Source organism: Variovorax sp. LjRoot290, assembly GCF_964253985.1.
Classification (GTDB): domain Bacteria; phylum Pseudomonadota; class Gammaproteobacteria; order Burkholderiales; family Burkholderiaceae_C; genus Variovorax.
On record NZ_CAXURW020000001.1, the window covers coordinates 4325062 to 4339531 of the forward strand.

Here is a 14470-nt window from a genome sequence, read left to right on the forward strand (position 1 = left end):
CCATGAACACATCCTTTTCGCGCCGCCGCGTGCTGCGCGCCGGCGGCGCCGCTGCCGCCATCGCATCCAGCGGCCTGCTCGCCTCGCGCGCCTGGTCGCAGCCGCGCAAGCTCAGCTTCGCCTGGAACGCCACCGCCTTCTGCCTCTCGCCGGTGGTGGTGGCGCAGGAGCGCGGCTTCTTCGAGAAGAACGGCCTGCAGGTGGACCTGGTCAACTACACCGGCTCCACCGACCAGCTGCTCGAATCGCTCGCCACCGCCAAGGCCGACGCCGCGGTGGGCATGATCCATCGCTGGCTGAAGCCGCTCGAGTCGGGCTTCGACGTCAAGATCGTCGGCAGCTCGCACGGCGGCTGCGTGCGCCTGGTGGGCGTCAAGGAAGCCGGCATCACCGACCTGCAGAAGCTCAAGGGCAAGACCATCGGCGTCTCGGACATCGCGAGCCCGGGCAAGAACTTCTTCTCGATCCTGCTGAAGAAGAACGGCATCGATGCGGACCGCGATGTGACCTGGCGCCAGTACCCGGCCGACCTGCTCGACATCGCGGTCAACAAGGGCGAGATCCAGGCGATCGCCGACGGCGACCCGACGCTCTACCTGATCGAGAAGCGCAACAAGGACCGCTACGTCCAGCTGGCCTCCAACCTCTCGGGCGAATACAAGGACAAGGTCTGCTGCATCGTCGGCGCGCGCGGCGAGCTGGTGCGCAAGGAGAAGCCGGTGGTCGCGGCATTGGTGCGTGCGATCGTGCAGGCCTCGGACTTCGTGGCCGAGAACCCGAACGAGTCGGCCAAGCTCTTCGCCAAGTACTCGCCCAAGGTGCCGCTCGAGGATCTGCAGGCGTTGCTGGGGACGCTGACGCACGGGCACCACCCCGTGGGCAAAAGCCTGCGCGACGAGGTCGAGTTCTATGCGCGCGACTTCCGCTCGGTCGGCGTGCTGAAGCAGAACACCGATCCGGCGCGGCTCGCGAACCACGTGTCGGTGGATGTGCTCGCATGACCACGGCCGAGCAGGTACTGGACGCGCCGCCGGCGCAGCCGCGTGCGTTGCGCGAACCGGTACTCGCCGGCGTTTGGCGCATCGGCACCGTCGCGGCGGCCGCGTGGCTCGCGCTCGGTGCAGTCACGCTGATCTGGCCCAACAAGGAGGTCGGCTTCAGCGACTGGAATTTCACCACCGAATTCGGCGGCGCCGCGATCGCGGTGGCGCTGCTGCTGCTCGCGATCGCGCTGCTCGGCGCGCGCGCCGGCCGCATCGGACGCGTGCTTCGCCCGGCCGGCCAGTGGCTGGTCGCGGCCCCGCTGCTGCTCGCGCTGTGGGAGGTGGCGACCGCCAAGCTGGGCCTGCTGCCACCGCCCTTCTTCGCCCCGCCGCAAAGCCTGATCGACGTCGCCTACGAGGACTGGCGCCGGCTCGGCCTCTCGACCGCGCATTCGGCGCGCCTGCTGGCGCACGGCTTCGTGCTCGGCGCGGGGGTCGGCTTCGCGACCGGCGTCTGGATCGGCTGGTCGCGCATCGCCGGCTACTGGGTGCATCCGCTGCTGCGCTTTCTCGGGCCGGTGCCGGCCTCGGCGCTGCTGCCGCTGGCCTTCTTCTTCGCGCCCTCGAGCTATGCGGCCGCGGTGTTCCTGATCGGGCTCGCGACCTTCTTCCCGGTGGCGGTGCTGAGCTGGTCGGGCGTGGCCTCGGTCAACAAGAACTACTACGACGTGGCGCGCACGCTGGGCGCGCCCGAATGGTTCCTGGTGCTGCGCGTGGCGGTGCCGGCTGCCCTGCCGCAGGTCTTCGTCGGCCTCTTCATGGGGCTCGGCGCTTCGTTCTCGGTGCTGGTCACGGCCGAGATGATGGGCGTGAAGGCCGGCCTCGGCTGGTACCTGCAGTGGGCCCAGGGCTGGGCCGCCTACGCCAACATGTATGCGGCGCTGCTGGTGATGGCGGTGCTGTGCTCGGGCCTCATCACGCTGCTGTTCGCGGTGCGCGACCGCGCGCTCTCGTGGCAGAAGGGGACGGTCAAGTGGTAGCCGCAGCGACGACAACCGCCGGCGCACGCATCGAGGTGCGCAACGTCGGCCACTGGTTCCAGCTGTCGGCCGGCGTGCTGCAGGTGCTAGACGGCATCGACCTCACGGTGCAGCCGGGCGAGTTCGTCGCGCTGCTGGGGCCCAGCGGCTGCGGCAAGTCGACGCTGCTGCGGCTGGTGGCCGGGCTGGAGCCAGCCACCACCGGCAGCATCACGCAGGACGGCGAGCGCATCGCGCGACCCGGTCCCTCGCGCATCGTGGTGTTCCAAGACCCGACGCTCTATCCGTGGCGCAACGTGTGGGACAACGTGGCGCTCGGGCTGCAGGCGCGCGGCCTGCTGAAGACGCAGCGTTCGCGCGTCGACGATGCGCTCAGGCTCGTGGGCCTTGCCGACTTCGCGAAGAGCTTTCCCCATCAGCTCTCGGGGGGCATGGCGCAACGCGTCGCGCTGGCGCGGGCGCTGGTCAACGATCCGCAGCTGCTGGTGCTCGACGAGCCGCTGGGCAAGCTCGACTCGCTGACGCGCATCGCGATGCAGAGCGAGCTGGTCAACCTGTGGCAGCGGACGGGCTTCTCGGCGCTGCTGGTCACGCACGACGTCGAAGAGGCGTTGTTCCTCGCCAATCGGGTGATCGTGCTGAGCGACCGGCCGGCGCGCATCACGGCGCAGCTCGAAGTCGACCTGCCCTACCCGCGTCATCGCGGCCATCCGAGGCTGACCGAACTCCGGCACGAAGCACTGCGTCATCTAGGTTTGGATGCGACCTGGTAGATCCCGATGACACCGCTGGCCGAGGCCGATGGGCTCAACGCGCTGATCGGTTTTCTGCAGGCTGCGCAACTCGGCCTGCTGCGGCTGCTCGCGTGGCTCGGACTCGCGGGCACCAGCCATGGCCAGCCGGCTTGGCCATGGGCGTTGCGCCTGTCGGGCGAGAACCTGTTGATCGATCTCGGCCAGGCACGGCGGCTCGCGCTCACGCTGCTGGTGCTCGCGGCTGCGCTGCTTGCCTTGTTGCTCGCGCTGGTCTGGCGCCGGCGGCGGATCGTGCTCGTCGCGATGGTTCCGCTGCTGCTGGCCGTCGCACCCTGGCCCGAGGCCCATGTGGTGCTGGTGCCGGCCTATCCCGCGAGCTTCCATCGCTCGCCCACCGGCTTCAGCGCGGCCTCCATCGCGCAGGGACGCGCGCTCTATGCGCAGCACTGCATCGGCTGCCATGGCGCGGACGGCCGCGGCCAGGGTCCGCTGGCAGCCGCACAGCCCGTGTGGCCGCCGAACCTCAGCGGCCCGCTCCTGTGGCGGCGCGCCGATGGCGACCTGCTGTGGCGCGTGCTCCACGGCATGCAGGACAGGCGCGGCGCGCCCACCATGCCGGCCTTCGACGGGCTGTTCGGTGCGCGCGAGGCCTGGGCGCTGATCGATTTCATGAAGGCCCAGGGCGCGGGACAGAGCCTGCGCGCGACCGGCCTCTGGGCCCAGCCCATCGGTCTGCCCGATGTCGCGGTGCGCTGCGAAGGCCGCACACCGCGCACGCTCGCGAGCTGGCGCGGCCAGCGCCTGCGCATCGTGGCTTCGGCCGCGGCGGCGCCTTTGCTCGAAGACCCGCGGTTGGTGACCGTGCTGTTGCGACCTCCGGGCGACACCTCCTCGCAGTCCGGCATCGACTGCATCGCCGACCCAAATGCCTGGGACGCCTTTGCACTGGTCGCAGGCACGGAACAACTGGCCGGCACGCAACTGCTGGCGGACCGCGGCGGCTGGCTGCGCGCCCGCAGCGCGCCGGGCCAGGCCGGCTGGTCGGAGGACGACCTGCTGTGCCGCACCGAGGCGGTGCCGCATGACGCGCAAGACGCTTCGCTCACCGACGGCCTCGGCGCCCTGATCGCGCGCATGGACGCCGAGCCGGTGCGCTTCGTCAAGGGCGGCTTCGTGCACTGAGCCCGCCCTCTTTCATCACATTCAAGGAGTCTTCTTCATGACCCAAGCATCCCGCCGTCGCTTCATCACCCACACGCTCGCCGGCGCCACCAGCCTCGCGCTGCCGGCCCCCGCGCTGCATGCGCAATCGCGCCCCGTGCTCAAGGCCGGCGACCAGAAAGGCGGCCTGCGCGCGCTGCTCGAAGCGGCCGGCAGCCTCGAAGGCCTGAGCTACGACATCCAGTGGTCCGAGTTCCCGGCCGCCGCGCCGCTGGCCGAAGCGCTCAATGCAGAAGCCGTGGACTCGGGGCCGATCGGCGATGCGCCGCTGATCTTCGCGCTCGCGGCCGGCACGCGCGTCAAGGCGATCGGCGCCAACCGTTCCGATGCCTACGGCACGGCCGTGCTGGTGCGGCCCGACTCGCAGCTGAAGACCGCCGCCGACCTCAAGGGCAAGAGCATCGCGACCAACCGCGGCTCGATCGGCCACTACATCACGCTGAAGGCCATCACGACGGCCGGCCTCAAGCCGGAGGACGTGAACCTGCGCTTCCTCGCCCCGGCCGATGCCAAGCTCGCGCTGACGCAAGGCTCGGTCGACGCCTGGGCCACCTGGGAGCCCTACACCGCGCTGGCCGAAACCAGCGGGCATGCGCGGGTGCTGGCGAGCGGCCGCGGCCTGCTGCCGGGCCTGAGCTACCTGGCCGCCACCGATGCAGCGATCGCCGCCAAGCGGCCGGTGCTGCAGGACTTCCTGCAGCGCGTGGTGCGCGCGCAGCGCTGGTCGTACCGCAATGTCGATGCCTTCTCGGCCACGCTGGCACGCATCATCGGCATCCCGGCCGACGCCGCGAAGCTGCAGTTCGAGCGTCGCCAGCAGAAATGGGTGGCCATCGATGCGCGGGTGATTGCCGACCAGCAGGGCACCGCCGATTTCTACAGCCAGGTCGGGCTCATCAAGCAGCCGCTGGATGTACGTTCCACCTTCGACCTGTCCTTCTCTGCGAACGGTTAGATGAGTTGATTATTTGGAATCAACGAATCGGTCGTTCCCAGATCCGAGGCCCCTGCGGACAATGGCGCGCCACGCCCTTTGCGGCGCCGTTCTCCGTTCGAGCCCTATGAATTTCCAACAACTGCGCTCGGTGCGCGAAGCCGTGCGCTGCGGCTTCAACCTCACCGAAGTCGCTCACACGCTCCACACCTCCCAGCCCGGCGTGAGCCGGCAGATCCGCGAACTCGAGGAAGAGCTCGGCATCGAGCTCTTCGTGCGCGCCGGCAAGCGCCTGACCGGCCTGACCGAACCCGGCGGCCATGTGCTGCCGATCATCGAGCGCATGCTGATGGAGAGCAGCAACCTGCGGCATGCGGGGCAGGAATTCGTCGCGCGGCAAAGCGGCCTGCTCTCCATCGCTGCCACGCATTCGCAGGCGCGCTATGCGCTGCCGGTGGCGGTGCAGGAGTTCCGCAGCCACTTCCCCGACGTCAAGCTCCATCTGCACCAGGGCTCGCCCAAGCAGATCGCGCAAATGCTGATCGACGGCGAGGCGGACGTCGGCATCGCGACCGAGGCGCTGGGCGACTATCCACAGCTCGTGGCCCTGCCCTGCTACCGCTGGACGCATTCGGTGATCGTGCCGCCGGGGCATGCGCTGCTCGATGCAGCGCTCACGCTGGAGGCGCTGGCCCGTTATCCGCTGATCACCTACGACACCGGCTTCACCGGCCGCACGAAGATCGACGACGCTTTCGAGGAACAGGGCCTCGCGCCCGGCATCGTGCTGACCGCGATGGACGCCGACGTGATCAAGACCTATGTGCAGCTCGGCATGGGCGTGGGCATCGTCGCCGGCATTGCCTACGAGGCCGAGCGCGACACGCAGCTGCGCGCGCTGGATGCCGGCCCGCTGTTCGGCATCAACCTCACCAAGCTCGCGGTGCGGCGCGGCAGCTACCTGCGCGGCTATGTGCATGCCTTCATCGAATCCTTTGCGCCGACGCTGACGCGCGAGGTGGTGGAGCAGGCGCTGGCTTCGGATTCGCCGGTGCTCGACGAAGCCTAGGACCGTGCGGAAGGGCCGAAGGGCGGGTACGCTTGGGCGCCCTTCATGCCACCACCGCCCGAATCCGCCCCCCTGCCCGCCACCGGCCTGCTGCTGACCGGCGGCGGCGCCCGCGCCGCCTACCAGGTCGGCGTGCTCGAAGCCATTGCCGACCTGCGGCTCGCTGCGGGTGCGGGGACGCAGGGCAATCCCTTCGCCGTGATCACCGGCACCTCGGCCGGCGCCATCAACGCCGCGGCGCTGGCCTGCGGCAGCGACGACTTCGACGCCACCGTGCGGCGCATCGCCGACGTGTGGCAGGGCTTTCGCACCGAGCAGGTGTACCGCGCCGATTCGCTGGCCATGCTCGATGCCGGCGCGCGCTGGCGCCTGCTGCTGGGCGTGGGCCAGTTGCTGCGCAAGTGGCTGCGCCTCGCGCCGCGCTCGCTGCTGGACAACGCGCCGCTGGCCGAGCTGCTCGAGCGCATGGTGCCGCTCGAGCGCCTGCCGCAACTGATGCGCGACGGCCACCTGCAGGCACTGGCCGTGACCGCGTCGAGCTACAGCTCGGGCGAGCACGTCACCTTCTTCGACGCGGCCGCACCGATGGAACCCTGGGTGCGCTCGCAGCGCATCGCGGTGCCGGTGCGCATCACGCACGCGCATCTGCTGGCCTCCTCGGCCATTCCCTTCGTATTCCCGTCCACCGGCCTGGACCTGGGCGGCCATACCGAGTACTTCGGCGACGGCTCGATGCGCCAGTCGGCGCCGATCGCGGCCGCCATCCACCTGGGCGCGCAGCGCATCCTCGCCGTGGGCGCCGGCCGCATGAGCGAGCCGCGCGAAGCACCCGCACCCAACACCTTCACCGGCTATCCGACCATGGCGCAGATCGCGGGCCATGCACTGTCGAGCATCTTCCTTGATGCGCTGGCGGTCGACGTCGAGCGCCTGCGGCGCATCAACCAGACGCTCGCGCTGATCCCGCCCGATGCGCGGCAGAGCACGAGCCTGCGGCCGGTCGAGCTGCTGCTGATCTCGCCCTCGGAGCGCATCGACGCAATCGCCGCGCGCCATGTGGGCGCCTTGCCCGGCGCGGTGCGCCGCCTGTTCGGCGGCCGCGACGCGCTCTCGGGCCACAACGAGGTCAAGGGTGCGGCGCTCGCGAGCTACCTGCTCTTCGATCAGGGCTTCACGCGCGAGCTGATGGCGCTCGGGCGGGCCGATACGCTGAAGCAGCGCAACGAAGTGCGTCGCTTCTTCGGCTGGGCGCCGGCCTGATCAGCCGTCGTTGGCGATGCCGAGCTCGGAGCAGATCCGCGCCGTCAGGGTCTTGAGCGCGGCAACCTCCGCCTCGAGCCGCGCCACGTTGAGTTTCAGCGCCGCCACTTCACCGAGCGAGGCATCCTGAGGACCGCTCGCGGTGCGGGTCTCCGGCGTGCTCTCGGGCGGCTCGCCGGCGAGCAGATGGGCCCAGCGGCTCTCGCGTGCTCCGGGCAGGCGCGACATCTTCAGCACCAGCGCGCCGGCCGGCCGGGCCGCGAGCTCGTCGAGGAAAGCCTCGACCGAGGAGATGTCGGCGAAGTTGTGCATGCGCTCGCAGGCGATGCGCAGCTCGCCGGCGGTCTGCGGGCCGCGCAGCATCAGCACCGTCAGCAGGATGGCCGACTGCGAGGGCACGCGCAGCACCCGCTCGATGTTGTGCTCGTAGCGCGAAACGCGCCCGCCGCTCGTCTCCATCACCAGGCTGTAGCCCTTGAGGCTGTCGAGCGCAGCCTGCACGTCGGTGTCCGAGGCCTCCATCAGCGGATTGCGGCTGGTCTTCTGGTTGCAGCCGGCCACCAGCGCATTCAAGGTCAGCGGATAGCTGTCGGGCACGGTGCGCTGCTTCTCGGCCAGCACGCCGAGCACGCGGGTTTCGATCAGGGACAGGGTGGGGAGGGTCGGAGTCATGACCGAGTCAACTCGCGGAGCTGGGACGCCGCTTGCGCGCGGCGGCGCGCGGCGAGGGAGTGGTGCGTTCGGGCTGCTCTGCCAGGCGGCCCGTGACGTACTTGTGAAGCACGCTGGCAATCAAGGTTTGATAGGGCATGCCTTCTTCGAGGGCCTTGACCTGGATGTCGTTCAAGTCGCCGGAGGAAAGGCGGATATTGACGCGCCGATCCTTGATGGCGGTGGCCCGCGCCACCGCCTTGAACTTGGCAAGCTCGCTCTTGGTGGCGACCGACGTGAGTTTTCCCTTGTCGTAGGCGCTGGAAATTTCGCTTTCGTTGTCGTCAATGTTCTGCATCTGATTCACCCGTATTCAAATAGTCGCGTGTCGCTTTGCGGCTCGGGATGACGGTCTTCAAGAAGAAATAGTCTTCCTCTTCGACAAACGGCACCAAATACGCATAGCCGTCATAAGCCACGACGAGTACTCGCCGCCTCGGATATTTCACCTGATCGGGGTGGGCCAGGATATCCAGCAAGCCGCCCGATTCGATAGCGACAACAACGCTCTCGAAAGAGACTCCTCGATCTGCCCTGAGCATGTCGTTTTTCTCCGGGCTCCACCGAAAAGACTTCATGCCGGCATCCTAACCTGCTGTGTGCCTTTTGTCACCACACCGCACCCACGGTTGGTTTGCTAGGCGGCTCAGCAATGCTTCTCGACCAGCCGCACGACCGTGTTCCAGGCCCGCGTGCTCGCCGGTGCGCCCAGCAGCTTTTCGAGGAAGGCGTTCGGGCTGCCCGGCGTGTTGCCGACCACGCGGCTGATGCTGAAGGCCTCGCCCTCGGTGGCGTGAAGGACTTCGACGTCCTGGCGCTTCGAGACCAGCGGCAGCGCGGGCAGCGCCCCGCGCCTGGCGCCGAGGAAGGACACGCAGACTTCGTAGACGCTGCCGCGATCGACGGCTGCGAAGGGATCGAGAGCCACGAGCTCGGCCAGGCGGTCCACGCTGCGCAGGAAGGCCGGCTCGCGCAATCCGCACTCGGCCGCAAGCGCTTCGCAGGCCTGCGCCAGCACCTTGCGCGCCTCGGTCTTGTTTCGCGCTTCGAAGACCAGCGTGCCGTTGGTGAGGAAGGAGGAAGCCGACCCGGCACCAGCCGCCAGGAAGGCGGCCTCGAACTGCGCCCGGGTCGGGCAGTTCGGCCGGCCCAGGTTGAGATTGCGGAAGAAGACGGCGTGCTTCATGTCCCGCGGAATCTATCAGTCGCGCCCGGCGCCTAAAATGCCCCTCCCGCCGGCTCCTCCGTTCCCCCAGAAAGCGCCTCCCCGATGTCCCAGCGCAAGCTTTTCGTCACCACCGCCCTGCCGTATGCCAACGGCAAGTTCCACGTCGGCCACATCATGGAATACATCCAGGCCGACATCTGGGTGCGGTTCCAGCGCATGCAGGGCCACATGGTGCACTTCGTGGGCGCCGACGACGCGCATGGCGCGCCGATCATGATCGCGGCCGAAAAGGCCGGCAAGACGCCGCAGGAATTCGTCGGCGAGATCGCCGCGGGCCGCAAGGAATACCTCGACGGCTTCCACATCCGCTTCGACAACTGGCACTCGACCGACAGCGCCGAGAACACCGAGCTGGCGCAGGGCATCTACAGGAAGCTCAAGGCGGGCGGCATGATCGCCACGCGCACCATCGAGCAGTTCTACGACCCGGTGAAGGGCATGTTCCTGCCCGATCGCTACATCAAGGGCGAATGCCCGGTGTGCCACGCCAAGGACCAGTACGGCGACGCCTGCGAGGTCTGCAGCAGCGTCTATGCACCGACCGAGCTGATCAACCCCTATTCGACGCTCACCGGCGCAACGCCCGAGCTGCGCAGCTCCGAGCACTTCTTCTTCAAGCTCTCCGACCCGAAGGTGGTCGACTTCCTGAAGACGTGGACGCAGGACGGCAAGCTGCAGCCCGAGATGGCGAAGAAGGCCAGCGAGTGGTTCGAGGCCGGCATGGCCGACTGGGACATCTCGCGCGAGGCGCCCTACTTCGGCATCGAGATTCCCGATGCGCCGGGCAAGTACTTCTACGTCTGGCTCGATGCGCCCGTGGGCTACCTCGCGAGCCTGAAGAACCACTTCGACAAGGGCCAGGCCGCCGCCCACTGGCACGAGGCTTCGCGCACATCGCAAAGCTTCGACGAATTCGTCGCCGATCCGGCGGTGGAGCAGGTGCACTTCATCGGCAAGGACATCGTCTACTTCCACACGCTCTTCTGGCCCGCGATGCTGCAGTTCAGCGGCCGCAAGACGCCGAGCCAGGTCAACGTGCACGGCTTCATCACGGTCTCGGGCGAGAAGATGAGCAAGAGCCGCGGCACCGGCATCGACCCGCTCAAGTACCTCTCGATCGGCATGAACCCCGAATGGCTGCGCTACTACATCGCGGCCAAGCTCAACGCCAAGGTGGAAGACGTCGACTTCAATCCCGACGACTTCATCGCACGCGTGAACGCCGACCTGATCGGCAAGTACATCAACATCGCCAGCCGTGCGGCCGGCTTCGTCGCCAAGCGCTTCGGCGGCCATCTGGGGCAGGTCAGCAGCGACGGCCTGCATGTGCTGGAGGTGCTGCGCCTCGAAGCGGAGAACATCCGCGCCCTCTACGACAGCCGCGACTTCGCACGCGCGCTGCGCGAGATCATGGCGCTGGCCGACCATGTGAACGCGTACGTCGACGCCAACAAGCCGTGGGAGCTCGCGAAGCAGGCAGGCCAGGAGGCGCGGCTGCACGACGTGTGCTCGGCCTGCATCGAGGCCTTCCGCCTGCTGACGCTCTACCTCAAGCCCGTCTTGCCGACGCTCGCAAGCAAGGTCGAAGAATTCCTGAAGATCGATCCGCTGGCGTGGAGCGACGTTCATGCACCCTTGCCTTCAGGCCACCCGATCGGCGAATACAAGCACCTGATGCAGCGCGTCGACGCCAAGCAGCTCGACCAGCTGTTCGAGCCGCCCGAGCCGGCCCCGGAAGCCGCTCCCGCCACCGCCCTCCCCGGCGGCGAAGGCATCGCCCCGACCATCACCATCGACGACTTCGCAAAGATCGACCTGCGCATCGCGAAGATCGTGGCCTGCCAGAAGGTCGAAGGCTCGACCAAGCTGCTGCACCTGACGCTCGATGCCGGCGAGGGCAAGACCCGCAACGTCTTCTCCGGCATCGCCTCGGCCTACGAGCCCGAGCAGCTGGTCGGCAAGCTCACGGTGCTGGTCGCCAACCTGGCGCCGCGCAAGATGAAGTTCGGCATCTCCGAAGGCATGGTGCTGGCCGCCAGCCATGCCGACGAGAAGGCCCAGCCCGGCATCTACGTGCTCGAGCCGACGAGTGGCGCAACGCCCGGCATGCGGGTACGCTAGCGCCGCTCATGAACCGCTGCGCCCTCATCGCCGCTCTGACCCTGGCCCTCGGCCTGCCGCTTGGCGGCTGCGCGGTGGTCACGGTCGCCAGCACGGTGGTGAGCGTGGGCGCCGGCGCGGTCGGCCTGGCGGCCGATGCCGCGATCGGCACCGCCCGCATCACGGGCAAGGCAGTAGGCGCCGCGGCCGATGCCGTGCTGCCCGACAGCGAAGACCGTTGAGCGAAAAAGGCGCATCCACAATAGCGTCATGACCTCGCCATTGAAGCTTGCGCCCTTCCGCCCCCGACTGATCGACGCGCTGGCCGGCTACGACAGGGAACGCTTCTTCAAGGACCTCGGCGCCGGCGCCACGGTGGGCATCGTGGCGCTGCCGCTCGCAATGGCTTTCGCGATCGCCTCCGGCCTCAAGCCCGAGGCCGGCATCTGGACCGCGATCATCGCCGGCTTCCTGATCTCGGCCCTGGGCGGCTCGGCGGTGCAGATCGGCGGGCCGGCCGGCGCCTTCATCGTGATCGTCTACGGCATCGTCGAGCGCTACGGCGTGGCGAACCTGTTGATCGCCACCGCTTGCGCGGGCCTGCTGCTGCTGCTGATGGGGCTGTTCCGGCTCGGCAACCTGATCCGCTACGTGCCGGTGTCGATCGTGATCGGCTTCACCAACGGCATCGCGGCGCTGATCCTGATCTCGCAGCTCAAGGACTGGCTCGGCCTCTCGATCGCCAAGATGCCGGCCGACATGTTCTCCCAGCTGCACACGCTGGCCAAGAACCTCGGCAGCTTCAATCCCTACGCCTTCGGGCTCGGCCTGGTCTGCCTCATCGGCCTGTTCGCCTGGCCGAAGCTCCTGCACGACAAGACGCGCTTCGGCTACGCGGTGCACCTGGTGCTGGGCCGCATGACCGAGCTGCGCGCCGTGCGCGCCGGCTCGCGCATGCCGGGGCCGATCGTCGCGCTGGTCACGCTGACGCTGGTGTCCTGGGGCTTCAGCCTGCCGGTGGAGACCATCGGCACGCGCTTCGGCGGCATTCCCGAGGGCGCGCCGGGCTTCGCACTGCCCGATTTCTCGTGGGAAACCGTCAAGCAGTTGGTGACGCCCACGATCACCATCGCGCTGCTCGGCGCGATCGAGTCGCTGCTGTGCGCGCGCGTGGCCGACCAGGCCAGCGGCCAGCCGCGCCACGATCCCAACCAGGAACTGATGGCGCAGGGCATCGCCAACCTGGTCACGCCTTTCTTCGGCGGCATGCCGGCCACCGGCACCATCGCGCGCACCGTGACCAACGTGCGCGCCGGCGCCAGCTCGCCCATCGCCGGCATCGTGCACGCGCTCACGCTGCTGGTGGTGGTGCTGGTGGCAGCGCCGCTCGCGCAGCACGTGCCGCTGGCGGTGCTGGCCGGCATCCTGGTCTTCGTGGCCTGGAACATGGGCGAATGGCACGAGTTCTCCCCCTACATGCTGCGCCGCTTCAGCCAGCATTACCGGTTCCTGATGCTCGGCACCTTCTTCCTCACCGTGGTGTTCGACCTCACGGTGGCGGTGCAGGCGGGCATCGTGCTGGCCTGTGCCTTGTTCATCCGGCGCATGAGCACGCTGTTCAGCATCGAGATGGTGTCGCTGCAGCCGCCGGTGCTGACCTTCAGGCTCTACGGTGCGCTGTTCTTCGGCGCCGCAGCCAAGCTGGACCCGACCGTGCAGGCCGTCGAGCGGGCCCCGCGCGGCATGACGGTGGTGCTCGATGCGATGCAGCTGATTTCGCTCGACGCCACCGGCCTGGACGCGCTGCGCCAGCTGCACAAGGCGGTGCTGGCGCGCGACGGCGTGCTGCGCATCGAGTCGCTGCAGCCGCAACCGCTCGAAGTGATCGTGCGCTCGGGCTTCGCGGACGAGATCACCTCGGGCGCGCCGGGCCAGGCCGCGCACTAGTTCGAATTGGCTTCGGTGCTGCGGTCGGGCGAAGAACCGGTGCGCACCACGCGCTGGTCGTCATTGAGCGTGGCGACGAACACCATCGGCGAATTCGGCGGCTGGAGCCAGCGCCATTCCCAGGCGGTCTCGTTCTTGAGCGGGTACGGCGTGCGCCTGGCCGGCTTGCCCAGCAGGTTGCGCAGATCTTCCATCGCCATGCCGGGCTGCACCCGGGCGAAGTTCTCGGGCGTGAGCACCTGGCGCAGCGCGCTCATCTTGCCGTCGGGGCCGATAGTGATCATGTAGTTCTTCTGGCCCTGGGGCTGGCGGTTGTACTCGAAGACACGGCCGCCCGGCGCGTCCCAGATGTTTTCCGGCTGGCCGAAGCGGGTCCGCACATCGGCCTCGGTCGAGACGCCTTCTTCAAGCTCACTGATGCGCTGTCGATCGCAGCCCCCCAGGCACAGCACCGCCGCCAAAGCGGCAAAGTGGGCAAGCCTGGAGGTGAGCCTCATTTATTGTGCGAAGCAATACATCAAGCCGCCGCCGCCGGTTGACTTGAGAGCGTCCAGGCTGCAGCCGCGGGTGGGGTGCGAGGAGTTCCAGGACTTCGCGGGCGCACTGTCGTCCAGCCCCCTGCGGTCGTGGTGACCCACGATGGCCGAGCCCTCGCCACCCTTGGTCCAGTTGCCGCAGGTGTTGTCCTTGCCGTCGCTCACGGCACGGCCGTCGGGCGAGGAGCCGGTCAGGATGTCGTGCAGGGTGACCGCGTCGCCGCTTCCGCTGATGGTTTCGCCCTTTTCGGTCAGCGCCGTCTGCTTGTTGAGCTTGTTGTCGGGACCGTGCAGCCCGTCGACATTGCTGGCGATCAACTCGCCCTTGGCGTTGAGCCACGGGCCGCTGCCGATCCGGTCGCGCGCATTCACCGCCGGGCTGCCGGCCAAGGCGCTGTTGCTCAGGTAGGCGCGCCAGGTCCGGCCGCCGGCGCCCGCGCTCGCCGCCAGGCTCTGGCAGTAGCGGTCGGCGCCCGCGAGGCCGCCGAAGTCGGCGCCCTTGCCGGGGTTCGTGCTGGTCAGGAAGAAGCTCATCTTGCTTTGCGGCGTACCGGTCATGCCGCTGCAGGCCGCCAGTGCAATGGCCGTCGCGGCCATCGAAGCGAGGTACAGCGAAAGTCGGCGCATGAGCAGTCTCCTTGTGGTGTTTGGGAGCCGCCACGCTAGCGCATGGCGACCCCTCCAAC

16 protein-coding genes are annotated in these 14470 nt (G+C 68.5%); 10 read left to right on the top strand and 6 right to left on the bottom strand.

What is annotated here, in order from left to right; all coding sequences use genetic code 11:
• Window positions 1-2: 2 nt before the first annotated feature.
• The 7 genes from ACSQ9A_RS21485 (at window position 3) to ACSQ9A_RS21515 (ending at window position 7262) form a co-directional block, all read left to right on the top strand.
• Window positions 3-1001: an ABC transporter substrate-binding protein gene (locus ACSQ9A_RS21485; protein ID WP_436305092.1), complete on the top strand. Its 999-nt coding sequence runs from the start codon at window positions 3-5 to the stop codon at window positions 999-1001.
• Window positions 998-2023: an ABC transporter permease gene (locus ACSQ9A_RS21490; RefSeq protein WP_436305093.1), complete on the top strand. Its 1026-nt coding sequence runs from the start codon at window positions 998-1000 to the stop codon at window positions 2021-2023. Before ACSQ9A_RS21485 ends, ACSQ9A_RS21490 begins: the two co-directional genes overlap by 4 nt.
• Window positions 2017-2796, top strand: a complete 780-nt coding sequence (locus tag ACSQ9A_RS21495; protein ID WP_436305094.1) for an ABC transporter ATP-binding protein — start codon at window positions 2017-2019, stop codon at window positions 2794-2796. Before ACSQ9A_RS21490 ends, ACSQ9A_RS21495 begins: the two co-directional genes overlap by 7 nt.
• A gap of 6 nt (window positions 2797-2802) precedes the next feature.
• The gene (locus ACSQ9A_RS21500; RefSeq protein WP_436305095.1) at window positions 2803-3960 is read left to right on the top strand and encodes a c-type cytochrome; all 1158 of its coding nucleotides are present in this window, start codon (window positions 2803-2805) and stop codon (window positions 3958-3960) included.
• 37 nt (window positions 3961-3997) lie between these two features.
• Entirely contained in the window at window positions 3998-4954 is a 957-nt protein-coding gene (locus ACSQ9A_RS21505) for an ABC transporter substrate-binding protein (protein ID WP_436305097.1), read from the top strand.
• Window positions 4955-5060: 106 nt separating this feature from the next.
• The gene (locus ACSQ9A_RS21510; protein WP_436305098.1) at window positions 5061-6002 is read left to right on the top strand and encodes a CysB family HTH-type transcriptional regulator; all 942 of its coding nucleotides are present in this window, start codon (window positions 5061-5063) and stop codon (window positions 6000-6002) included.
• A 45-nt stretch (window positions 6003-6047) separates the two neighbouring features.
• Window positions 6048-7262 (top strand): patatin-like phospholipase family protein, encoded by a 1215-nt coding sequence (locus ACSQ9A_RS21515; protein ID WP_436305099.1) that lies wholly within the window; start codon window positions 6048-6050, stop codon window positions 7260-7262.
• On the opposite strand, the gene ACSQ9A_RS21520 is transcribed toward ACSQ9A_RS21515, so the two are convergent.
• The 4 genes from ACSQ9A_RS21520 to ACSQ9A_RS21535 form a co-directional block, all read right to left on the bottom strand.
• Complete coding sequence (locus ACSQ9A_RS21520) at window positions 7263-7934, bottom strand: YceH family protein (protein WP_436305100.1); 672 nt, start codon at window positions 7932-7934, stop codon at window positions 7263-7265.
• A gap of 7 nt (window positions 7935-7941) precedes the next feature.
• Window positions 7942-8280, bottom strand: a complete 339-nt coding sequence (locus ACSQ9A_RS21525) for a hypothetical protein (protein WP_436305101.1) — start codon at window positions 8278-8280, stop codon at window positions 7942-7944.
• Complete coding sequence (locus ACSQ9A_RS21530; RefSeq protein ID WP_436305102.1) at window positions 8258-8551, bottom strand: hypothetical protein; 294 nt, start codon at window positions 8549-8551, stop codon at window positions 8258-8260. The genes ACSQ9A_RS21525 and ACSQ9A_RS21530 overlap by 23 nt, the downstream gene beginning before the upstream one ends.
• Window positions 8552-8619: 68 nt before the next feature.
• A complete protein-coding gene (locus ACSQ9A_RS21535) occupies window positions 8620-9159 on the bottom strand; it encodes a DUF1697 domain-containing protein (RefSeq protein ID WP_436305103.1) in 540 nt (179 codons plus the stop codon).
• Window positions 9160-9243: 84 nt separating this feature from the next.
• Between ACSQ9A_RS21535 and metG the strand changes: the two genes are divergently transcribed.
• From metG to ACSQ9A_RS21550, 3 genes are read left to right on the top strand one after another with little or no spacing between them, the layout of a single operon-like run.
• The gene (metG, locus tag ACSQ9A_RS21540; RefSeq protein ID WP_436305104.1) at window positions 9244-11322 is read left to right on the top strand and encodes a methionine--tRNA ligase; all 2079 of its coding nucleotides are present in this window, start codon (window positions 9244-9246) and stop codon (window positions 11320-11322) included.
• A gap of 8 nt (window positions 11323-11330) precedes the next feature.
• On the top strand, window positions 11331-11543 hold the full coding sequence (locus ACSQ9A_RS21545) for a hypothetical protein (RefSeq protein ID WP_436305105.1): 213 nt from the start codon (window positions 11331-11333) through the stop codon (window positions 11541-11543).
• A 28-nt stretch (window positions 11544-11571) separates the two neighbouring features.
• Window positions 11572-13248: a SulP family inorganic anion transporter gene (locus ACSQ9A_RS21550; protein WP_436305107.1), complete on the top strand. Its 1677-nt coding sequence runs from the start codon at window positions 11572-11574 to the stop codon at window positions 13246-13248.
• Here ACSQ9A_RS21550 and ACSQ9A_RS21555 read toward each other — a convergent pair.
• On the bottom strand, window positions 13245-13745 hold the full coding sequence (locus ACSQ9A_RS21555; RefSeq protein WP_436305108.1) for an outer membrane protein assembly factor BamE: 501 nt from the start codon (window positions 13743-13745) through the stop codon (window positions 13245-13247). The genes ACSQ9A_RS21550 and ACSQ9A_RS21555 overlap by 4 nt on opposite strands.
• On the bottom strand, window positions 13746-14411 hold the full coding sequence (locus ACSQ9A_RS21560; RefSeq protein WP_436305109.1) for a hypothetical protein: 666 nt from the start codon (window positions 14409-14411) through the stop codon (window positions 13746-13748). It lies immediately after the preceding gene.
• Between the last annotated feature and the right edge of the window lie 59 nt (window positions 14412-14470).